The sequence below is a fragment of the Agrobacterium deltaense RV3 genome (assembly GCF_900013505.1).
Classification (GTDB): Bacteria; Pseudomonadota; Alphaproteobacteria; order Rhizobiales; family Rhizobiaceae; genus Agrobacterium; species Agrobacterium leguminum.
Genome location: NZ_LT009746.1, coordinates 286785 through 309725, shown reverse-complemented (window position 1 = coordinate 309725; position 22941 = coordinate 286785). Strand labels below are relative to the sequence as shown.

Annotated in this window: 16 protein-coding genes; 10 read left to right on the top strand and 6 right to left on the bottom strand. The window is 61.3% G+C overall.

Annotated elements, in window-relative coordinates:
• Positions 1–38 precede the first annotated feature (38 nt).
• Entirely contained in the window at positions 39–1223 is a 1185-nt protein-coding gene (locus AGR7B_RS15780; protein WP_080857272.1) for an AGE family epimerase/isomerase, read from the bottom strand.
• Positions 1224–1655: 432 nt separating this feature from the next.
• Between AGR7B_RS15780 and bcsN the strand changes: the two genes are divergently transcribed.
• The 5 genes from bcsN (at position 1656) to AGR7B_RS15755 (ending at position 10728) form a co-directional block, all read left to right on the top strand.
• Positions 1656–2558, top strand: a complete 903-nt coding sequence (gene bcsN, locus AGR7B_RS15775; protein WP_078052597.1) for a cellulose biosynthesis protein BcsN — start codon at positions 1656–1658, stop codon at positions 2556–2558.
• A gap of 94 nt (positions 2559–2652) precedes the next feature.
• On the top strand, positions 2653–4842 hold the full coding sequence (bcsA, locus tag AGR7B_RS15770; RefSeq protein WP_080857271.1) for a UDP-forming cellulose synthase catalytic subunit: 2190 nt from the start codon (positions 2653–2655) through the stop codon (positions 4840–4842).
• Positions 4839–7352: a cellulose biosynthesis cyclic di-GMP-binding regulatory protein BcsB gene (locus tag AGR7B_RS15765; protein ID WP_080857270.1), complete on the top strand. Its 2514-nt coding sequence runs from the start codon at positions 4839–4841 to the stop codon at positions 7350–7352. The genes bcsA and AGR7B_RS15765 overlap by 4 nt, the downstream gene beginning before the upstream one ends.
• Positions 7349–8404: a family 8 glycosyl hydrolase gene (locus AGR7B_RS15760; protein ID WP_080857269.1), complete on the top strand. Its 1056-nt coding sequence runs from the start codon at positions 7349–7351 to the stop codon at positions 8402–8404. Before AGR7B_RS15765 ends, AGR7B_RS15760 begins: the two co-directional genes overlap by 4 nt.
• On the top strand, positions 8395–10728 hold the full coding sequence (locus tag AGR7B_RS15755; RefSeq protein WP_162934172.1) for a tetratricopeptide repeat protein: 2334 nt from the start codon (positions 8395–8397) through the stop codon (positions 10726–10728). Before AGR7B_RS15760 ends, AGR7B_RS15755 begins: the two co-directional genes overlap by 10 nt.
• Positions 10729–10767: 39 nt before the next feature.
• On the opposite strand, the gene AGR7B_RS15750 is transcribed toward AGR7B_RS15755, so the two are convergent.
• Both AGR7B_RS15750 and AGR7B_RS15745 read right to left on the bottom strand, forming a co-directional pair.
• Complete coding sequence (locus AGR7B_RS15750) at positions 10768–11922, bottom strand: amidohydrolase (RefSeq protein ID WP_065655600.1); 1155 nt, start codon at positions 11920–11922, stop codon at positions 10768–10770.
• Between the two features lie 60 nt (positions 11923–11982).
• On the bottom strand, positions 11983–13629 hold the full coding sequence (locus AGR7B_RS15745) for a GNAT family N-acetyltransferase (protein WP_080857268.1): 1647 nt from the start codon (positions 13627–13629) through the stop codon (positions 11983–11985).
• 234 nt (positions 13630–13863) lie between these two features.
• Between AGR7B_RS15745 and AGR7B_RS15740 the strand changes: the two genes are divergently transcribed.
• Entirely contained in the window at positions 13864–14598 is a 735-nt protein-coding gene (locus AGR7B_RS15740) for an SDR family NAD(P)-dependent oxidoreductase (RefSeq protein ID WP_065655602.1), read from the top strand.
• Positions 14599–14634: 36 nt separating this feature from the next.
• Positions 14635–15987, top strand: coding sequence for an aspartate aminotransferase family protein (locus AGR7B_RS15735; RefSeq protein WP_080857267.1), 1353 nt, complete (start codon positions 14635–14637; stop codon positions 15985–15987).
• Positions 15988–16026: 39 nt separating this feature from the next.
• On the opposite strand, the gene AGR7B_RS15730 is transcribed toward AGR7B_RS15735, so the two are convergent.
• Positions 16027–16464, bottom strand: a complete 438-nt coding sequence (locus AGR7B_RS15730) for an EamA family transporter (protein ID WP_078052551.1) — start codon at positions 16462–16464, stop codon at positions 16027–16029.
• A 183-nt stretch (positions 16465–16647) separates the two neighbouring features.
• Entirely contained in the window at positions 16648–17994 is a 1347-nt protein-coding gene (locus tag AGR7B_RS15725; RefSeq protein ID WP_003519920.1) for a dicarboxylate/amino acid:cation symporter, read from the bottom strand.
• A 236-nt stretch (positions 17995–18230) separates the two neighbouring features.
• Between AGR7B_RS15725 and AGR7B_RS15720 the strand changes: the two genes are divergently transcribed.
• Both AGR7B_RS15720 and AGR7B_RS15715 read left to right on the top strand, forming a co-directional pair.
• A complete protein-coding gene (locus tag AGR7B_RS15720; protein ID WP_121490428.1) occupies positions 18231–20072 on the top strand; it encodes a sensor histidine kinase in 1842 nt (613 codons plus the stop codon).
• A gap of 1 nt (position 20073) precedes the next feature.
• Positions 20074–21438, top strand: coding sequence for a sigma-54-dependent transcriptional regulator (locus tag AGR7B_RS15715; RefSeq protein WP_080857266.1), 1365 nt, complete (start codon positions 20074–20076; stop codon positions 21436–21438).
• A gap of 89 nt (positions 21439–21527) precedes the next feature.
• Here the strand turns inward: AGR7B_RS15715 and AGR7B_RS15710 are convergent, their stop codons facing one another.
• The gene (locus tag AGR7B_RS15710; protein WP_078052553.1) at positions 21528–22004 is read right to left on the bottom strand and encodes a BA14K family protein; all 477 of its coding nucleotides are present in this window, start codon (positions 22002–22004) and stop codon (positions 21528–21530) included.
• Between the two features lie 179 nt (positions 22005–22183).
• Between AGR7B_RS15710 and AGR7B_RS15705 the strand changes: the two genes are divergently transcribed.
• Entirely contained in the window at positions 22184–22894 is a 711-nt protein-coding gene (locus AGR7B_RS15705; protein ID WP_003519916.1) for a GntR family transcriptional regulator, read from the top strand.
• Positions 22895–22941 lie beyond the last annotated feature (47 nt).

Below are 22941 nucleotides of genomic sequence, written 5' to 3'. Positions count from 1 at the left end.
CGAGCGGCGATGCCGCTCGTCCGTCCGGTGGCGCGATACTAGTTGGCCGTCGCCAGCACAGCCTCTGCCTCATATATGGCGCAGACGATGTGATAAAACGTGCTTGCCGGCGCCGGTTCGTCGAGCATCGGCCTGTCGGCCGGCCATTTGTCGAACCACAGGCCCTTGACCGGCGTGTCGAGGAAAGGCTGCAGCGCGCCGATGGCGCTGAGACCGGAGGCGAGGTAACGCTGACGCTCCTCACCGCCCGTGACGCTCGCAAGCCGCACCGAAGCCTTCAGCCATTCCGTCTGCGGCCATAGCCGCGCCAGCCCGTCATGCACCGAAAAATCGTCGTAGAGGCTCATGATCGCCACCTTGCGGCGCGGGCATATGCCGTGTTCTTCGCCGATCTCGAACAGGCGTTTTGCCTTCCTGATCGCTTCATCATTCCCGCGCAGGCTGCCCCAGCGCACCAGAAGCCAGGCCCATTCGAACTGGTGCCCCGGCTCCATGATGCGGCCTTTCTCGCCCTCATAGGGCGTCCAGTCATGGGCGAAGAATTCGCGCAGGCCGCCATTGGTGCCATCGATAAAGCGGGAAAGTGCAAGGCCGGCAATCTCGTCCGCAAGTGCCGACCACGGGCCGTCCGGATCCTGCACTTCCCAGGCCAGCATCGCCTCGAAGAGATGCATGTGCGGATTGGAGCAGAGCGGGGTGCGCGGCGGGTTCGCTTCCTCGAAGCCGGCGACCGGATGTCTGTAGTCGCGTTCGAGGATGGCAAGGATATCGAGCGCCCGGCCGCGCATCTCGTCCCGGCGCTCGGGAAGGCTTGCAGCCGCCTGTGCGGCGGCAAACAGCGCAAAGGCCTGATTGTAGAGATCGAAGGAGGGATCGATCAGCCGGCCCGTCTGGTCGGCAAGGTTGCCGTAAAGGCCGTTTTCAAGGCGATAGACCTTCTCGAACCAGGAAAGCCCGTGCAGGAGCGCGTCCTTCCACGGTCCCTGCCAGCCATGCTGGCCGGCGGCGGCGAAACAATAGGCCTGGCGCGGCTGTACGCGGGCGCGGCGGTCATCGGAAAAAACCGGTTTCGCATCCTGACCGAGACGTTCGTAAAAGCCGCCATCCGGCCGGGCCGAACCCGCCTCCCACCACAGGGGCAGGGCGTCCTCATCCAGCCATTTGCGTAATCTTCCGATCTCTTCGGCAAGCGTCTGCGCGATGCTCGGAAATTGCAATGTCATGCGTCAACTCTCTGTTTTTACAGTTGAATAAAAAGCGGACCAATAAAAATACGTCATTATGCAGGCAAGTAGACCATGGGACATATTGCGCTGCAACCGTAAAATTATCGACCTGACAGAAAGCCAACCCCCGGCAGCGCGATTGGTTCCACCTTGTTCCATGGCGAACATGGGCGGCAATGGCGATTCGCCAGCCATAAAGTGTCAGAAATTACAACGCAAATTTAAGATTGCTTATTCGTAGTCCTCACGTATTTCGTAACGATGGTCTGCTCATTAGTGATTCGGTCTCCTTGTAACCTGGGCGGCGTTGGGGAAATAAAGGGGCGTAAGGCAGTGAATTTTTCTGCCTATACTTTATTGCTGTTCTCCATTGCGGTTCTATCGGGCTGCAATACTCCCGCGGGCGTTCGGTCCTTCGGGGGATCCCAGATGCTGTCTCCTTCCGAGGCGCTGGTTTTCCCGCCGCCCGGTGGTCCTGAAATCGTGACCGTGGTCAACCGCACCTATTCCAATGCCGTGGCGCAGCAGGTCATCTTGCGCTCCGAGGCCACCACCCCCGGGCAGAACTACATCAAGGCGGAGTTTTTCGGCCCGCAACAAGCCGGCGATACCGATGGCGACGCTTTGGCTTTTTCCGGTTTCAGGGCATCTTCCGTCGCGCGGGAAATCCGCGCCGAGTTTCCGGGCGAAAATATCGCCATGTCGGCAAATTACCTGCAAAACGGTTATGGCGCGTTCTCCTATGCCGCCGGCAGCGGCCGTGGCGACGATACCTGCCTTTATGGCTGGCAGGACATACGCTCGCCGGAAAGCATGCGGCAGGATTTCCGCAATCTCGGGCGCATCAAGGTGAGGCTGCGCCTTTGCCAGTCGGGCGCCAGCGTCGAGCGGCTGCTGGCGGTCATGTATAATTACACGATCACCGGCACCTATGCCTCGCCCAGCTGGAACCCTTACGGCACGCCGCAGGCGGTGGATAAAAATCTCGGGCGTCCGGGCCATCCGGTCTATCCCATAAAGGCGGATGAGGTGCCGATGCGGCCCGGCAGCGAGGTGACCGCGAGCGTGCCGCCCCGGCCCGTTCGTCGCACGGCTGCCGTTGCACCGCCCGCCCAGCCGGAACCGCAGCCGCTTCCACCCGTTGCTGCAGTCAGTATCCCGTCGCCCGCATCGGCTGGCGCACCCCTCCAGCCTGCAAGGCCCACGGTGGCGGGCAGGCGCCTGGATGGTGTGCCGGCAGATAGTGGCCGGCAACCGTCGCAGGTCCCGCAGGTTTCCATTCCGTCGCCCGCATGTCTGTCCGGTTCGGGGGTGGCGTCAGGATGCAGGTGATTGCCGGAACCAGCGGGAAAGAGCACGCCAAGGCGCAGATCGCAAAAATTCCGGACCAAAATTCCGGGTGGGGAAGACAACGGAAAGTTTCTGGATGAGCAAGGCCATCACAATCATTGTCTGGTTACTTGTGTCGCTTTGCGTTCTGGCCATCGTCACGATGCCGGTCAGCCTGCAGACGCATCTGGTCGCTACGGCGATTTCGCTCATCCTGCTGGCGACGATCAAGAGCTTCAATGGGCAGGGGGCCTGGCGTCTGGTAGCGCTCGGTTTCGGCACGGCCATCGTGCTGCGCTATGTCTACTGGCGCACCACCAGCACGTTGCCGCCCGTCAACCAGCTCGAGAACTTCATTCCCGGTTTTCTGCTCTATCTGGCGGAAATGTACAGCGTTGTGATGCTGGCGCTCAGTCTCGTCATCGTGTCGATGCCGCTGCCGTCGCGCAAGACGAGGCCCGGTTCACCCGACTACCGGCCGACGGTCGACGTCTTCGTGCCGAGCTATAACGAGGACGCTGAGCTTCTCGCCAACACGCTCGCAGCGGCCAAGAACATGGATTATCCGGCCGACCGGTTCACCGTCTGGCTGCTGGACGATGGCGGCTCGGTGCAGAAGCGCAACGCCAGCAATATCGTCGAGGCGCAGGCAGCGCAGCGCCGCCACGAGGAGTTGAAGAAGCTCTGCGAGGACCTCGACGTGCGCTATCTGACGCGCGAGCGCAACGTCCACGCCAAGGCCGGAAATCTCAATAACGGTCTTGCCCATTCGACCGGCGAGCTCGTGACCGTGTTCGACGCCGACCACGCGCCCGCCCGCGACTTCCTTCTGGAAACGGTTGGTTATTTCGAAGAGGATCCGCGGCTCTTTCTGGTGCAGACACCGCATTTCTTCGTGAATCCCGATCCCATCGAGCGCAATCTGCGCACCTTCGAGACGATGCCGAGCGAAAACGAGATGTTTTACGGCATCATCCAGCGCGGCCTCGACAAGTGGAACGGTGCATTCTTCTGCGGTTCGGCCGCCGTGCTGCGGCGTGAGGCATTGCAGGATACCGAAGGTTTCAGTGGCGTCAGCATCACGGAAGATTGCGAAACGGCGCTGGCGCTGCATTCGCGCGGCTGGAACAGTATCTATGTCGACAAGCCGCTGATCGCCGGGTTGCAGCCGGCCACCTTCGCAAGCTTCATCGGCCAGCGCAGCCGTTGGGCGCAGGGCATGATGCAGATCCTGATCTTCCGCCAGCCCCTTTTCCGGCGCGGTCTCTCGTTTACGCAGCGTCTCTGCTACATGTCGTCGACGCTGTTCTGGCTGTTTCCGTTCCCGCGCACCATCTTCCTGTTCGCACCGCTGTTCTACCTGTTCTTCGACCTTCAGATTTTCGTGGCCTCGGGCGGCGAGTTTTTGGCCTATACGGCGGCCTATATGCTCGTGAACCTGATGATGCAGAACTATCTCTATGGCAGCTTCCGCTGGCCGTGGATTTCGGAACTTTACGAATATGTGCAGACGGTTCACCTCCTGCCTGCCGTCGTTTCGGTGATTTTCAATCCCAGCAAGCCCACCTTCAAGGTGACGGCGAAGGATGAATCCATTGCCGAGGCACGGCTTTCGGAAATCAGCCGGCCGTTCTTCGTCATTTTCGCGCTGCTGCTGGTGGCGATGGCCTTTGCCGCCTGGCGCATCTACAGCGAGCCCTACAAGGCGGATGTCACGCTTGTGGTCGGCGGCTGGAACCTACTCAATCTGATCTTTGCGGGCTGTGCGCTCGGTGTCGTTTCCGAGCGTGGCGACAAATCCGCGTCGCGGCGCATCACGGTTAAACGGCGTTGCGAAGTCAAGCTCGAGGGTAGCGACGCCTGGGTGCCGGCTTCCATCGATAACGTCTCGGTGCATGGCCTGCTGATCAATCTCTTCGACAACGCGACAACCATCGAAAAAGGCGCGACGGCCATCGTGAAGGTCAAGCCGCATAGCGAGGGCGTGCCGCAAACCATGCCTGTCAACGTGGTGCGAACGGTGAAGGGCGAGGGTCTCGTCTCGATCGGCTGTACCTTCTCGCCGCAACGCGCCGTCGATCACCGCCTGATTGCGGACCTGATCTTCGCCAATTCGGAACAGTGGAGCGAATTCCAGCGGGTGCGCCGCAAGAACCCCGGCCTGATCCGTGGTACGGCCATCTTCCTGGCCATATCGCTCTTCCAGACGCAGCGCGGCCTTTATTATCTGGTCCGAACGCTTCGGCCTGCTCCCAGAGACGCCAAACCTGTCGGAGCGGTAAAATGACCGGCCGTAAACCCATCCGGGATACTCTGGCAATGTTGGTATGGGGGGCCGTCGCCACGGGCGCGATGGCGCAGTCCTCGCCCTTCGACATGTCGCCGGAACGGCCCGCCCAGACGGCTCCGACACCCGTGCCGCCGTCCGCCGTCGCGCCTGCCGCGCCGCGTCAGCAGCCACCTGCACAGATTCCGGCCCAAATTCCGGCCCAGACGCCGTCTCAGCCATCCGCCTCGCCGCCATTTGCGGTTCAGCCCGCGCCGCAGTCGCAACAGCGCCCAGCCGTTCCGTTGCCGCCGCCGGTTGCGGCTCCTCCGCGTCAGGAAGGTGCGAGACCCGTTCCCGTAACGGCCCCGTCGCTCGACGCCGACAGCCGCCGCCGATACATCCTGCCCTATGAAAAGCTCAGCCTTTCCGGGGAGATGGACCGGCGGCAATGGAGCATCTATCTGACGCCGGAGCAGGTGAACGCCGCCGTTTCGCTCAATATCGGCTATCAAAACGCCATCGTGGTTGCGCCGGAAAGCTCGAATTTTCAGGTCAGCCTGAACAATGTCGCGCTGGATCCGGCGCGTATCGAAGCGCCCGACAGCGAGGGCAATGTCTCCTTGAAGATACCGCCAGGCGTCTTGCAGGTCGGCTCAAATGTCGTGAGACTGGGCGTGCAGCAGCGCCACAGAACCGATTGCACGATCCAGTCCACCTACGATCTGTGGACCGATGTAGACCCTGCCAATACCTATATCGGCTTTAATGCGGATGTCGCCGGAAGCTTTGCCAATATCGACGATATTCAGGCAACGGGGCCGGATGGCAAGGCGATGACGTCTATCGAGATTGTCGCACCGGCGCTCGGCAATCCGGCATTTGCGGATTCTCTCCTGCGTCTTTCACAGGCGCTGGCGCTCAGAACCCAGATGCCGAACCAGACGATCCGTTTCGTGGCCGCTCCTTCCGCTGAACGCAAGGCGGGCACGCTGACGGTCTTCGTCGGAACGGCCCGCGAGATTGCCGGAATTGCCGGAACGCTGCCACCCGAGGCTTCGGCGGGGGCTTTTGCCGGCTTTGGCGCCGCCGCGCCGGGCGGTCTTTCGCCGCTTTTCGTCAGCGGCCCCACCCCGCAGGCGGTTCAGGCGGCAATTGAGACGCTATTTTCGTCGATATCGCGCACACCCGGTGCGCAGAGAACGACTTTTTCGACCCGAAGCTGGCATGCGCCGGATGTGCCGCTCGTCATGTCGGATCGCCGTATCGCGCTTTCCGAACTTGGTTTCGAAAGCACCGAATTTGGCGGCCGGCGTTTCCGCAACGAATTTTACGTCGGCATGCCAGCCGATTTTTATGCGTCGGCTTATGGTGAGGCGTCGCTTCTTCTCGATGCCGCCTATTCGTCGCAGGTATTGCCGGGCAGCCATGTCGATATCTACGTCAATGACCAGATCGCCTCGACCGTACCGATTTCCAACAATGGCGGCGGTATTTTCCGGCATCTGCCGATCAATGTGACGATGCGTCATTTCAAGCCAGGGCCGAACAAGGTGACCATCGAGGCAGTTTTGATGACGGCGCAGGATCAGGCCTGCGCGCCGGGAGCCCCTGCCAGCACAACGCCGCGTTTTGCATTGTTCGACACGTCGGAACTTCATATTCCGGACTATGCGCAGATCGGCCGCAAGCCGGATCTTGCCGCGATGGCGGGGGCCGGACAGCCCTATCGGACCGGCGGAGCGCCTGTTGCCCTGTCGCTCGACCGTTTCGATACCGATACCATGTCTGCGGCAGCCACGCTGATCAGCCGGCTGGCAAGCGTGGCGGGGCATCCCATCGACATCGAGACTGTCGCCTCGCCGCTGGTGATCGGCGATCGCGACGCGCTGTTCGTCGGTACGATTTCGCAATTCCCGCAGGCATTGATCGGCCAGTTCAATCTTGTTCCCTCCAGCCAGATATCCTGGAAAATGGGAACCGGCGTCCAGCCGCCCGCCCAGAGCAGCGAAACCCTTTTCAGCGACTGGCGAGAGCGGGTGGACGGCGGTGTATGGGAGGGGCAGGTGTCTTCTCTCGAGGAATGGATGAAGCGGAATTTCGACCTGAGTTCGGATACGCTACGCTTCCTGCCGGCAGCCGAACAGCTCTATGCGCCGCCAAGCAATGTTTCTTTCATGCTGGCCCAGGGACTGAGCCCCTCCGGCGAAGGGGTGTGGACGCTTGCCACTGCGCCAACGTCCGCGGAACTTCTTGACGGGATGGCGGCGATGACGCGGGAAAACCGCTGGCGCGGTGTCACTGGACGTGTTGCCGCTTACGATGCCGCTGCCGAAAAACTTGAAACGGTGGAGGTGGAACGGCCGTATTTTTACGTCACGCGGGCGTTTTCCTTTTCCAACTGGAGGCTGGTCGCCGCCAACTGGCTGTCGTCCAACGTTCTTTCCTATTCGCTGGCGTTCATCGGCTTCGTATCTCTCCTCGGCCTCGCCACTTTCACGATGCTGCGCATGATGGGACGGCATCGATGAAGAACGGGATCTCGAAACTGGCCGGCATTTTCTTCCTGTCCATGATGACGGTGATTGCAGGTATTTCCGTCAGCCGCGCCGCTTCGGTTTCGCCGGAGGCGTGGTCTGCCTATAAAGGCGCGTTTCTCGATCCCGGCGGCCGCGTCATCGATACCGGCAACGGCAATATCAGCCATAGCGAAGGCCAGGGCTACGGCATGTGGCTTGCCGTGCTTGCCGACAACCTGTCCGACTTCGAGCTGATCTGGAGTTTCACGCGCACCGAGCTTTTGGTGCGTGACGACGGGCTTTCCGCCTGGAAATGGGATCCGCGCACCAGACCGCATGTAACCGATATCAACAACGCTACGGATGGCGATATCCTGATCGCCTATGCGCTGGCGCTGGCGGCAGGGCAATGGAACCGGCAGGATTATGCCGAAGCATCCGCGGCCATCGCATCCGCCATTCTCAGGAAGACGGTGGTGCAACGCGGCGGGCGAACGCTGCTTCTGCCGGCGGCCAGCGGTTTCGACGAGGATGACCGGGAGGATGGGCCAGTGGTCAATCCTTCCTATCTGATTTTCGAGGCCTTTCCGGTGCTCAATCTTGTTGCGCCATCGCCGCTTTGGAAAGCGCTTGCCGATGACGGTTTGGCGCAAATCGGGACATTCGCTTTCAGCGATAGAAAACTGCCGGCCGACTGGGTATCGGTGAAGACGAAGCCGCAGCCGGCATCGGGCTTCCCGCCGGAATTCGGCTATAATGCGGTGCGCATACCACTTTATCTCGCAAGGGCGAATATGGGGTCGCCGGAGCTGCTCGCCCGGCTGAAAGGCGGCATGACGCTGGAAAGCGGCGCTGCCGGAACCTTCGACCTGAAGAGCGGAGCGGTCAAGGATGTGCTGTCCGATCCCGGCTATCGCATCATTCCGGCGCTCGCGGCCTGTGTCGGCGGCGGGCCGGCCGTTTCCGCCGAACTTAAAAACTTCCAGCCAACACTTTATTATCCTTCCACATTGCATCTTCTGGCATTGTCCTTTCTGGCAAGGAATAACGGGGAATGCCGATGAACAAGCCACTGTCGACCTCGGCTCTCATTCTGCTTCTGATAGCGCTTGCCGCCTTCCACTGGCGCGACAGCATTCTTGGGCGGGTGTCGGACGTGCATACCTCGGCGGTCGGCGACAACCGGGCGGTACAGCGTGTTTTGCCGGCGGCGGCCAATCCGGCGCAGATCAACGCTTTCGTCAAGAACCGTGAAATGGCGCAGGTAACGCAGCCCGCGACACCGCCGGTCACGGTGCCCGCGACAGACCCCTTGCCGGTGACACAGGCTGGCGGGCAGGCGCCGCAAACACAGACGGCGCAGGCGCCGGACCCTCGCGCCACCCAGCCTGCATCGGCTGATATGCCCGAGGTCGATCTGAGTGCGTTGCGCTATTTCGCGGCGAGGGGCGATACGCAGCGTCTTCAGGCCGAAATCGCGCGCCTGCGCGCGCTATATCCCAACTGGACGCCGCCTGCCGATCCTCTCGCCATTCCCGAAAATGGCGATCCACGGCTCGACGCCATGTGGCAGCTTTATACCGACGGCCGTTATGCCGAAGTGAGGAAGGCGATTGCCGACCGCCAGCAGGCGGAGCCCGGCTGGCAGCCACCCGACAATCTGACGGGCATGCTTTCCCTTGCCGAAGCGCGCCAGCGGCTCGTCAATGCTTCCGATCTCAAGCAATATACGACAGTGGTGGATACAGCCGCCAATAATCCCAGCCTGCTGACATGCGGCGAGGTCGATGTGCTGTGGCGGGTTGCCGATGCTTTCGCCAATACTGACCGGATGGGACGGGCGCGCGACGCCTATCTCTACATCCTCAACAATTGCACGGTCGCCAGCGACAGGCTCGCCACCGTGCAGAAGGCATCCGCGCTTTTGCCGGCGGAAATGATGGACGAACTGCTGGCCAAGGAAAAACCGGGCGCCGACGGTCAGCTGGAATTTGAACCGGTCAAGAACGATCTCGCCCGCCAGTTCGTGGCCAAGGCAGGGGAGAAGGAGGGCATTGCCGTTCCTTCGGCCTATGTGATGCGGCTTCAGCGGCTTGCCGAGACCGATAAGCTTGCAAGCGACGCCCTGCTGCTCGGCTGGTACAATATCCGGCAGAAGAACATGGCGGAGGCGGAAAAATGGTTCCGCAAGGCGCGGGAAGAGGAAGACAGCGCATCGGCTTCGCAGGGGCTGGCGCTGGCGCTGATCGACCGTAACGAGCCGCGTGAGGCCGAGGACGTCATGTATAAATGGCGCAAGGCATCCGACGATGGGCTTGCGACCTATCTCGCCGCAACGGCCAATCTTCTCGCGCTGGAGCCGCCGGTCGTTCTGCCGCCGGAGGTGCTGCAACGTATCGCCGCCGAAACGGTGGCGCAGAAGGATGCGGCGACGGCGCAGCAATTCGGCTGGTATTCGCTTGCCTTCCGGCAGACGCCGCTTGCTTTGCAATGGTTCAGCACGGCCCTTGGCTGGAAACCGGATGATGAGCCGTCGGCCTACGGCATGGCCGTCAGCTATCACGATCTTCGCAATCTCGCCGGCCTGCGTGGCATCCAGCAGCAATGGGGAGGCCGTTCGCAACGTATCGCCGATGTCGGAACGGCGCGCATGGTGGACCAGCCCGGGCAGGCGGTTGCTCCCATAACCGCGCCGCCGGTTGTCGCACAGGTAACGGCGCCGCCCGTGCAGACCAGTGCACCGCAGGGTGAGACGGCGGTGGTTTATAACCCGCCTGTCGTCCAGCAGCCTGAGCCTTCGCGCAAGCAGGCGCGCCGCCCCGCGCAGGTGCAAAGGGAAGCCGGTGCTGCATCGCGCCCGCGTTCCTGCGCGGCCTATCCCGATCCGCAACGTCTGCCGCCACAGCAGGCGCTCGATCTCGGCTGGTGCCTGATGGAGACGAACCGGCCGGCGGAGGCTCTGAAAGCTTTCGAATCCGCAATTGAAAGCGGTCAGTCCAATGTCAAAAGCGATGCAGCCTACGGCCAGAGCCTTGCTTATCTGCGCATGGGCTTGACGGACCATGCAGCCGTCTCGGCGACGAAATCGCGTATGGATCGCCCACGCGCGACGGAGCTGCAGGTTTCGATCCTTGCCGATCGAGCGGTCTCCGCATTCGGGTCGAAGCGATATGCCGAAACGCTTCTCCTGCTCGACCAGCGGGCGCGGCTGGCGGATGAGCGCACGGACCTGATGGTGCTGCGTGGTTATTCCTACCTCGCCATGCGCCGTTACGGCGAGGCCGCCCAGATTTTCGAAAGCCTGACGGCTATAGGAAACAAGGATGGCATCCGGGGGCTGGCTGCGGTGCGCGCCGCCCGGCCCAGCAACGGTCCCCAGGGCGGCTGACGGGCGGCTGATCGCGGCTGGATATAGCAACAGTCGCTGCTATCTCGCGTCGGTGAGGTTGCGGATGATGCGCATGAAGATGCGCGCGCCGGTGCCGATCAACGCATCCGGAAAGTCGTAATCCGGATTATGCAGGTTGGGATAGTCCCGGCCTGCGCCGAGAAAGAACATCGCCGATGACGAAACGGCGCGAAAGCGGCCGAAATCCTCCGAAGCCCGCATGGGCAGCCCCTCCGAACCGTGGGAGATTTTTTCCTCGTCCAGCGCGCGCCGGATATGCCCGACCGCGTCAGGCGCATTTTCGCAATGCAGGAAAATATCGTCATAGGTGATGTCGAGGGTCAGCTGCTGTTCGTCCGCCACCTTTTTAGCCAGAGTTTCCGCAGCCTCGCAGAGTTTTTCCATCCGGTCGTCGGTCAGTGTCCGCAGTGTCGCCCAGATTTCAGCATCGGCCGGGGAAATTCCGAAGGCGGCTTCGCCCATTACGGCATGGGTGATCGTCACCATCGAAAAATCGGGCTCTGGCGGAAAACCGGAGCCGAGTTCGGCCAAGGCCGGCATCAGCCGGGATATTGCCCGCATCGGGGAAATGCCATGTTCAGGTGAAGACGCATGCGCCGTCTTGCCGGAAAGGTGGATTTTGACCCCGCGCGACGCGCAGTTGACCGGTCCTTCCACCACGCTGACATGGCCGAAAGGCAGGCCGGGCAGGTTATGGAGCGAAAAGGAATAATCCGGCTTTATCTGCCCAAAACGCGGGTCGGCGAGGACGGCGGCGGCGCCCGCGCCGGTTTCTTCCGCCGGCTGGTACAGAAGGATGACGCGACCTGTCGCGGGCCGCTGCCGGGAAAGGCCGAGCGCCAGCGCCGTCAGAATGGTGGAGTGGCCGTCATGGCCGCAAAGATGGCCTTTGCCATCAGTGCCGGAGCGGTATTCGGCGTCACTCTTTTCGTGAATGGGCAGGGCATCGAGTTCCGAACGGATGAGGATCGCCGGGCCGCTTTTACCGCTGTCATAGACCGCAGCCACGCCATGGCCGCCGAGATCGGCGAAAAGCCGGTCGGGCTGCGCCTGCTCGAGGAAAGCGCGGATGCGCCGCGCCGTTTCCTTCTCCTCGCCGGAGATTTCCGGATGACGGTGAAGATCATGGCGAAGCTCAATAAGATCGAGCATGTCCTTGTTGGTCAGAAACATCAAAAATCCTTGTAAGTCGTCCGGCCGGTTTTTCCTGCCGCAACTTACAGGGCGTTGCCTTTAATGCAAAACCTTTGGCGGGTGCCAGCGTTTGCCCGCCGCTTTCGGCTTGATGGCGAGCGTGACGACATCGGCTGGCAGTGGAACCTTGGCTTTTGCCAGTTCCAGCCGGGCAAGGGCTGCACGGGCCTTTTCCGCATATTCCAGATGTGCCGTATCGTCCGAATGATAGTGCTGCAGCCTGTCGAGGATTTCCGCACCTTCCATCGTTCTTTCGGCGGCAATCAGCGCTACGGCGCATTTGTAAAGCGCCTCCCGGTGGAAGGGCGCGCGATTGGTCACCTGGCGAAAGGCCTCGGACGCCTCGTGGTAGTGCTGCTGCGCCAGCCGGGCCTCGCCGATGCGCAGCCAAAGGACAACGGGTTCCTGCCCGGCGGCCAGAAGGCTGAGAAAGGCGATTTCGGCCTCCCGGAATTCACCCCGGTCGAACAACAGATTGGCGAGCCCGAATTGCGCGCCGAGATGGTCCGGTGCCGCAGTCAGCACCTGGGCGAAGGCAATATTGGCGGCCGCCTTCTGGCCGGTCTTATAGAGTTTGAGGGCTTGTTCGTAGACAAAACGGATGCTGCGCGGGTGAAGCGTGCCGCCGAGATTGTCGCCCGAGCGGGTGCGGAACAGCGTGCAGCTCAGCTTCTGCTCCTCCGGCCCGAAGAAATATTTGTAAGGCTCGTTGCCGCGCAGGAAATCATAGGTTTTGAAACCCTGCTCGATTGCCCTGCGAATGCAATGGCCATGCAGCACGAGCCCGGGGGAAGGGGTCTTCCAGTTCTCGTCGCGGCCGGTAATGTAGAACAGGACCGATTTCTTCTGGCGGTCGATGATATTGGCGAGCGCGCCGAGCGGCTGGTCGCCGAACCACAGTACCGGCACTTCCAGATCGCCACGGATATAGACATCCATCAGCATCTGCCGTGTCGCACCGATCAGGAGTTCCGTGCGTTCCTTGCCCTTGTGCGGCGCCCAGCGGATACGCCAGAAATCGAACAGGATGTCCATGTCCCGCTTGATTGTTTCCCTCGTTGCAAAGGTGATGCGATATTCGTCGCCGCCCTCCACTTTTCTCAGGAAACGCCTGAGCTTCTGCCGGGTCTGGCTGCTCATATGACTGTCGAGATAGCCGTCGAACGTGTCCGGCAGCGTCACCACCGGGCAGATGCAATTGTTGATGTTGTAGGGGTTGGTCGGCATGTTGTCGCGAAACATGACGAGCGGGCCCTGAAGTGCGCGGATCATCGCGTCGCGGCGTTCCGGCGGGCCGGAAAGATAATCGAGCTTCAGCTCGGTCCAGTTTTGCTGGCGGATATAGGAACAGAAACCGGCGACTGCGTGATTTTCATAGTCCGGCAGGGTGATGAAACCGGTGTAATCGGCCGCCGCATTGCCGGCCATGACGATGCTGTCGTGGAAACGTCCGGTTTTTTTGTCCGGTTCGGTGACGATGCGCAGCGGGAAAAACGCAACATAGGGCGAGCCTTCCGCCCGTTCGCGCAGCGCAAGAATGAACCAGCGCCTGCGGCGCGGCATGTAGTCCCTCAGCCACCCCCAGGAGAGGAAATGCCGGGCATGGGGATCGGCCATGAACACCGCATCCCAGTTTTCGCGGATCGCCTCGAAGCCGGCGTCCGTGTCGATGATATCGATACGCATTCGTCCCCCTCCCAATACTGATCACACATTCGGGAGGCTTCATTTTATGGGTAAACGGTCGGCTTCAAATATTCCCTTCGGGTGAAAGCCGTGCATCAAATGGGATTAGCCCGTCGCCGATCCGCCATCGCTGCGCCGCGACAAAAAAGACCTTGTCAGCCGGTGGCAGCGCTCTAACATGCGGGGCTGAATGCGCGGCCGGCTCAACGGTCCGCATGGCACAGGAGTTCTCATATGGCTGTTCCTTATATGCTTCTTACCGGCGCAAGCCGTGGAATAGGGCACGCCACCGTCAAGCTGTTTCAGGAAAAGGGCTGGAGAATTCTCACCGTATCGCGGCAACCCTTCTCCGAGGAATGCCGTTGGCCGTCAGCGCGGGAGAGCCACATTCAGGCCGATCTGGAGGACCTGTCCCGCATTGACGATCTGGCGGACGAGGTGCGTTCACGCCTGCCGGAGGGAAAGCTTGCGGCGCTTGTCAACAATGCCGGAATTTCGCCGAAGGGCGAGGGTGGCAGCCGTCTCGGTGTCATGGATACGACGGCGGAAATCTGGACGCGGGTGCTGAACGTCAATCTTGTTTCGACGGCGCTGCTCGCCCGCGCGCTTTTGCCGGAACTAGAAGCGGCAAAAGGCTCAATCGTCAACGTCACGTCGATTGTCGGCTCACGGGTGCATCCTTTTGCCGGCGTGGCCTATGCCACATCGAAGGCGGCGCTTGCGGCGCTGACGCGCGAGCTGGCGCATGAGTTCGGTCCGCGCGGCGTGCGCGCCAATGCGATTGCGCCGGGCGAGATCAACACCGCCATCCTCTCCCCCGGAACGGCCGAGCTGGTGGAAGCCCAGGTGCCGCTCGGGCGGCTCGGCACCACGGCCGAGGTGGCGCAGACCATCTATTTCCTGTGCTCGGAACAGTCGAGCTACATCAACGGCGCGGAAATTCACATCAATGGCGGACAGCACGTCTGACACGCCGAGCATCAACCGAAAATGGAGCCTTCATCGATGACCATCCTGCCGAATTCCGTCGAGGCACGCGATATCGCCTATCAGATGCATCCGAACGTCAATCTGCGCAAATTCGAAAAGACCGGCGGTCTGGTGATCGAGAGCGGCGAAGGCATCTATGTAACCGACAGCAGCGGCAAGCGCTATATCGAGGCGATGGCGGGGCTGTGGTCGGTGGCGCTCGGCTTCGGTGAACAGCGGCTGGTGGACGCGGCGACGAAGCAGATGCAGAAGCTGCCCTATTACCACACCTTTTCCTACAAGACGCACGGTCCGTCGGTTGATCTCGCCGAGCTGCTGATCGAGCTTTCACCGGTGCCGATGTCCAAGGTGCATTTCACCTCCTCCGGCTCCGAGGCCAACGATCTGGTCGCCAAGATGGTCTGGTATCGCTCGAACGCTCTGGGCAGACGAGAAAAGAAGAAGGTCATCGGCCGCATCAAGGGGTATCATGGCGTGACGATTGCCTCGGCCTCAATCACCGGCCTGCCGCGTAACCATGAAAGCTTCGACCTGCCGCTGGACCGCATGTTGCATACGGCCTGCCCCTCCTATGTGCATTTCGGAAAGGAAGGGGAAAGCGAGGCGGATTTCACCGCGCGTATCCTGAAAGAGCTGGAGGATTTGATTCTTCGCGAAGGCCCGGAAACCATTGCCGCTTTCTGGGGCGAGCCGGTAATGGGCGCCGGCGGCGTTCTTTTGCCGCCGGAAGGTTATTGGGCTGGCGTACAGGCGATCCTGAAGAAATACGATATTCTGCTTGTGGTGGATGAGGTGATCTGCGGTTTCGGCCGAACCGGCAAGATGTTCGCCTGCGAGACCTATGGCATCAAGCCGGATGTGCTTGTCGTCTCCAAGCAGATTTCGTCGTCCTATATGCCGCTTTCGGCTATCATCATGAATGACAATTTCTACCAGCCGATTGCCGATGAATCCGACCGTATCGGCACCTTCGGCCATGGTTACACCGCCTCCGGCCATCCCGTCGCAACAGCTGTGGGACTGGAAAACCTGAAGATCATTCAGGAGCGCGATCTGGTCGGTAACGTCGCCCGGCTGGAAGGCAAGTTTCTCGATCATCTTAAGGCGCTCGCCGATCACCCGCTTATTCATTCCTCGCGCGGTATCGGCCTGATCGGCGCGCTGGAGGTGAAGCCATGGGAGGGCATGAAGCCCGGCGATACGACGCTGGCCCTTGCCGCGGCCATCGAGGAGGAGGGTGTCATCACGCGGCCTATCGGCGAGTCCATCTGCTTCTGCCCGCCGCTCATCATTACGGCCGAACAGCTGGACGAGCTGTTTGCCGGTGTGAAGCGTGGTCTCGACAAGGTTGCGGCTGCCCGAGGCTGATAACTTCAGCGATTGTGCCGGCCGGTTTATCCGGCTGGCCTATCCCCGATAGGCCACAAGCACCGCGCCGCAGGCGATCAGCACCACGCCGAGCCAGTTGGGCAAAGACAGCCTTTCGCCCAGAAACAGCACCGCAAAGACGGCGACAAACACGACGCTCAGCTTGTCGATGGGCGCGACGCGGGCGGCGTCTCCGAGTTTAAGCGCCCGGAAATAACATATCCACGATGCGCCGGTGGCCAGTCCCGAAAGCACGAGGAACAGCCAGGTTTTACCCGAGATGGTGGAAGGCTGCTGCCAGTTGCCGGTGATGTAAACCATCAGGCCGGCGGCGGCGAGAATGACGACGGTGCGGATGAGAGTGGCGAAATCGGAATTGACGTTCTCGATGCCGACCTTCGCAAAGATGGCGGTGAGCGCCGCAAAGGCTGCCGATAGCAGCGCCCAGAATTGCCAGGCCAGAAACAGGTTCTTCATGCCGCCACTCCGCTTATCGCATTTGTTCCGCTTCGGCTCTACCGCATCTTCCGGCCGATAAAAACCCCGTTTAGTGGGCGCGAGCCTGAACAAAGAAAGCCCGGCGCATCCTGTCGATGCGCCGGGCTCTCCATATGTGCCTGCCCGGAGAAACCGGGACAGGCCGGACCTTGGGAGGTCTTATTATTCGGCGGGCTGCACCGAAGCCGGAAGCTGATCCACATCGGCGATGCCGGTGAATTCTTCCTGGCCGCTCAGAACGCGGGCAAGCTGATCCTGATCCAGTTCGCCTTCCCAGCGGGCGACGACGATGGTGGCGACCGCATTGCCGACGAAGTTGGTGAGTGCACGGCATTCCGACATAAAACGGTCGATGCCGAGGATCAGCGCCATGCCGGCGACGGGAACCGAAGGCACAACGGAGAGGGTTGCCGCGAGCGTGATGAAGCCCGCGCCGGTGATGCCGGCGGCACCCTTGGAGGAGAGCATGGCCACCAGCAACAGCAGGATCTGTTCGCCGAAGGAGAGGTGGATACCGGTCGCCTGCGCGATGAAGAGGGCCGCCAGCGTCATGTAGATGTTGGTGCCATCAAGGTTGAAGGAATAACCGGTGGGGATGACGAGACCGACGACGGAGCGCTTGCAGCCGGCCTTTTCCATCTTGCTCATCAGGCCCGGCAGGGCAGCTTCGGAAGAAGAGGTGCCGAGAACCAGAAGCAGTTCTTCCTTGATGTAGCGGATGAGCGCGACGATGGAGAAGCCGTTGTAACGGCATACCGCACCGAGAACCACGAACACGAACAGGAAGGACGTGACGTAGAAGGTACCGATCAGCATCGCAAGGTTGGTGACGGACGAGATGCCGTATTTGCCGATGGTGAAGGCCATCGCGCCGAAAGCGCCGATGGGGGCGGCCTTCATCAGGATCGCGACCAGTTTGAAGATCGGATACATCAGGGCGTGCATGAAATCGGTGACGGGCTTGCCCTTTTCGCCGACGATGCCGAGCGCGATACCGAACAGAACCGAGAAGAACAGCACCTGCAGAATGTCACCGCTGGCGAAAGCGCCGACGATGGTGGTCGGGATGATGTTCATCAGGAAGCCGGTGATGGTCTGCTCATGGGCCTTGTCGGCGTAGGTCGCGACTGCCTTGGCATCCAGCGTGGCGGGATCGATATTCATGCCCGCGCCCGGCTGCACGGTGTTGGCGACGATGAGGCCAACGATGAGCGCGAGCGTGGAGAATACGAGGAAGTAGATCATGGCCTTACCGGCCACGCGACCCACCTTTTTCATGTCGTTCATGCCGGCGATGCCGGTTGCGACGGTGAGGAAGATGACGGGCGCGATGATCATCTTGACGAGGCGGATGAAGCCGTCGCCGAGCGGCTTCAGCTGTTCGCCGAAGGCCGGATAGAAATGGCCGAGCGCGATACCGGCGATGATGGCCACCAGAACCTGAAAATACAGGTGCTTGTAGAATGGCTGCTTGGCGTGGCCTGCGGCCACGGCTGTCGTATCGATCATGTTTTTTCCTCCTCGGCCTCACCCTGCCTTTATTGGCCTCCCGGGATCGCCGTGACGTTGACGGCTTCGCGCCGATTGCGGAGTCATGTGCAATACGCATGCCAGACTTGCTTATTTGGTGTAACTGGCTGATTTCAAAAGTAGTTTTTATTGGCGCTTGATCAGCCCATATGCATTTGTGCGGAATTCCGGACAAAATCTCTTGCGGTCTGTGCGTAAATCCGCACAATTGTCGCATGACCTATCAGGATCTGGCATCTCACTCCCATGCGAAGCGACGGGCGCAATGGCTGGCGCTGGCGGGCCTGTGGCTCCTCGTCAGTCTTGGCGTTCTGCTGGTGGCCGATGAGTTCGCCCGCAATCAGGCGATGCGCATGGCCGGTTCCGAGGCCGCCACGGATGCCGAACTGAAGATCGCGCTCCTGAATGTCGCGCTGGAGCGGCCGCGCGCCATTCCGCTTGTCCTCTCCGGGGATCCCGATCTTGCTGCTGCGCTGGATGGCGGCGGTGCTCCTGCCCTCGACCGGTTGAACCGCAAGCTGGAGGGGCTGATTGAAGGCACACAATCCTCGGTGATTTATGTGACCGGGCCGACCGGATTGACCATTGCGTCGAGCAACTGGCGGCAGGATGACAGCTTTGTCGGCTCCAATTATGCTTTCCGCGAATATTTCCAGGCCGCGATGAAGACCGGCATGTCCGAACATTATGCTCTCGGCAATGTCAGCCGCCGGCCGGGTCTTTATATCTCCCGCCGCATCGATGCCGCCGATGGGCGGCCGCTTGGCGTCGTCATTGCCAAGGTCGAATTCAACCGGCTGGAGACAGACTGGAACATCGGCGGCAAGCCGGTCTATGTGGTCGACAGAAACGGCGTCGTGCTGATGACCAGCGTGCCGGAGTGGCGTTTCAAGACCGTTGCGCCGATCGATGAGGCGCGGCGGAAAATCATCTCCGAGAGCCTGCAATTCGGCAATGAGGCGCTTTCAACGCTGCCGTTTCGCGCGGCGCGGCGCGCGAGCGAGGGTGTTCCGCTCATTCATGTCGATGAGCCGGGGAGGGAACGCGGCGATTATCTGCGGCTGGAAGTGCCGGTGCCGACCACGTCATGGACGCTGCACTATCTCCAACCGGTCGCGCCGGCGCTGAATGCCGCCATCCGCGAGGGCAGGGTGGTGGCGCTGGTGACGCTGATGCCGCTGATGGCGCTTTCGGCCCTGTGGCTGTGGCGCAGGCACAAGGCGCTCAAGGAAAAGGAAGAGGAGCAGCGTGCCCGCGCCGAGCTGGAGATGAAGGTGCAGGAGCGGACCCGCGACCTGACGAAGACCCGCGATCATCTGCAGGCCGAAATCGCCCTGCATGAAAAGACCTCGGGCGAGTTGCGCAATGTGCAGCACGAACTGGTGCAGGCCAACCGCCTTTCCATTCTGGGGCAGGTGGCGGCGGGTGTGGCGCATGAGATCAATCAGCCGGTCGCGACCATCCGCGCCTTTGCCGACAATGCCCGCACGTTGCTGAAGCGCGACCGCATGTCCGAGGCCAACGAAAATCTCGAAAACATCGCGGCGCTGACCGAGCGTATCGGCACCATTACCGGCGACCTGAAAATATTGGCGCGCAAGGGCCGCACCGCCGCCGAGCCTGTCAGTGTTCGACTGGTCATCGAAGGTGCGGTCATGCTGTTGCGCAGCCGCTTCTCCGGGCAGATGGATGCGCTTGATATCGTGCTGCCGGATCAGGACCTGAAAGTGCTCGGCAGCCGTATCCGGCTCGAGCAAATTCTCATCAACCTTCTGCAAAACGCGCTGGAAGCCACTGAAGAGACTGGGGCGGCGCGTGTCGAAGTTCGTGTGCGCGAGGAAGGCGACATGGTCGTGCTTTCCGTCAGCGACAATGGCACGGGCATTCCTGAAGCCATCCGCGCCCAGCTTTTTTCGCCCTTCAACACCTCAAAGGAAAGCGGCCTCGGCCTCGGTCTCGTTATCTCCAACGATATTGCCTCGGATTATGGCGGGCGCATCGAGGTGGCGAGCAGCAAGGCGGGCACATGTTTTTCCGTATTTCTGAAGCGAGCATGACATGACGGTGGACGGAACCATATTCCTGGTGGACGACGACTCCCAGCTGCGCAAGGCGATGGTGCAGACGCTGGAACTCGATGGATTGCCGGTCACCTCCTTTTCCCGTGCCGAGCAGGCGCTGGCGGCCCTGAACGAGGATTTCGACGGCGTCGTCATCACCGATGTACGTATGCCCGGCATGACCGGGCTCGAATTTTTCGACCATGTTCGCAAGATCGATGCCGATCTGCCGGTCATTCTCATCACCGGCCATGGCGATGTGCCGATGGCGGTCGATGCGCTTCACAATGGAGCTTATGATTTCATCGCCAAGCCGTTTCCCGCTGAACGCATGGTGGAAAGCGCCCGCCGGGCGCTGGAAAAGCGCCGCCTCGTGCTGGAAAACCGGGCGCTTCGCCGGGCGGCGGGACAGGCTGAGGATGATTTACCGCTGATCGGCCAGACGCCCGCCATGGAGCGCCTGCGCACCACGCTCAGGCACATTGCCGATACGGATGTGGATGTGCTGGTGGCGGGCGAGACCGGCAGCGGCAAGGAAGTGGTGGCGACGGCCCTTCACCGCTGGAGCAAGAAACGCTCAAAGGGCAATTTCGTGGCCCTGAATTGCGGGGCGCTGCCGGAAACGGTGATCGAAAGCGAGCTCTTCGGCCATGAGCCAGGGGCTTTCACCGGCGCGCAGAAAAAGCGCGTCGGCCGCATCGAACATTCGAGTGGCGGCACCCTGTTTCTGGACGAAATCGAAAGCATGCCGCTTGCCGTACAGGTAAAGATGCTACGCGTTCTGGAAATGCGTGAGGTCTCGCCGCTGGGGTCGAATGAGGAGCGGCCGGTCGATATTCGCGTGGTCGCGGCGGCCAAGGTCGATCTCGGCGATCCGTCCGAGCGCGGCACGTTTCGTGAGGATCTCTATTACCGGCTGAATGTGGTGACGCTGTCCATTCCGCCGCTGCGCGAACGCAAGGCGGATATTCCGCTGTTGTTTTCCCACTTCGTCACCAAGGCCGCCAACCGTTTCAATATGTCGGTGCCGCAGATCAGCGCCGGTATTTCCCGCCGCCTCAATGAGCATGACTGGCCGGGCAATGTGCGCGAACTCGGACATTTCGCTGAAAGGGTGGTGCTGGGGCTGGAGACGGAACCGGCGACCGCGCCTGCGTTGCAATCCACAATCCCCGCTTCCGGAACGCTGCCGGAGCGCATGGATGAGATCGAGGCGCGCATCATCCGCGAAACGCTGGAACAATCGAATGGCGACGTGGCGGAGACCATCGCCACACTCGGCATCGCCCGCAAGACCTTTTACGACAAGCTGCAGCGCCACGGCATCAACCGGGCGGATTATGTGAGGAGCGGCACGGCGTAAGATGGCGCGAAGCGCGCATGAAGAAGCCGCGGACGTTTCCGTCTGCGGCCTGACAATAACGGTAGTAACCGTGTTGAAGGTCTTCCCGATCAACCTGCTACGCAGAAATGGCGCTGGCCGTCATAATCCGTATAGGTGCCGGTGCGAGTGTTGAAGCTCCGGTAACGCTGCGAGCAATAATCGTACCAGGCGTTGGTCCAGGGCTCGATGGTGCGATAGGTGCGGCGCTGGTTGTAGACCGGGCGGCTGTCGTAAACCGGCTGGGCGCGATAGACGGGTGCCGGGCGGTAAACCGGCTGGGGTGCTGCGCGATAATAACGGTAATCCGGCTCTTCATCGATATAGCTCGGCTCGTCGACATAGACGCGCTCTTCGTAAGCTGGCGCCGGACGCGACATTGCGGAGCCGACGGCGACACCGGCGGCAAGGCCGAGCACGCCACCCAGAATGGCGGCATCGCGACGGTCGCGGCGGTCCCAGTCGCCAGCGGATGCACTGCTCAAGGGAACGATGGTGGCGGCGGCGACGGCGACGGCCAGAACGGTTTTAGCTGCAAAGGACGACATGGTGTGTTCTTCCATACAGGTGGCAGGGCGCTGCCAGTTGCAAATTCGATGGTTAACGAAATACAGCCCGGCTGCTGAACGGGCGCTGAATGAATTGTGGCAGACCGGCGGCGGCCCGCAATTCCTGTTTGCGCGCGACGCACTTCGCGCTAGAACTCAAGAACAAACAGGACGCACCGATGAGCCTTTCCCAGATAACCGTCAATTCCGACACCTCGCATGAAGACCGTGCCCAGGCCATTCGCGATACGCTGCGTGACGCCATTGTCGACCGGCGGCTGGCGCCGGGAACCAAACTGTCGGAATCGGAAGTGGGAACGCTGTTCGATGTCAGCCGCACGGTGGTGCGCGCCGCACTTCAGATGCTGGCCTATGAGGGGCTGGTGAAGGCCGAGCGCAATCGGGGCGCCTTCGTCTCCAATCCCACGCCGGATGAAGCGCGGCAGGTTTTCGCGTCGCGCCGGTTGATCGAACCCGGCGTCGTGGATGCCGCAATCGAAAAAATCACGCCTGCGGCGGTGAAGCGGCTGCGTGAGCATCTGGTGCAGGAAAGCCGCCACCAGCATGAGCGCGGCCCGAGCGCCAGACGCGCGGAAATCAAGGCATCGGGCGATTTCCACCTGATGCTGGCCTCGCTTGCCGGCAATGCCATTCTGGAAAAATTCATGGACGAGCTGGTCGCCCGCTCGTCGCTGGTCATTGCGCTTTACGGCCGCTCGGGTGTTTCAAGCTGCGGCCACAACGATCACGCCGATCTCCTGGACGCACTTGAGGCGAAAGATACGGCAAAGGCGCGTGCGCTGATGTTGCAGCATCTCGACCACATCGAGGCCGATCTCGACCTGCGCATGATGGAAGGTCTGGCGCTGAAGGATGCGCTGGCGCTCTGATTGACCGCCATCCCAGTCGCGGGACGGGAATGGCGGGTTGATTGCGC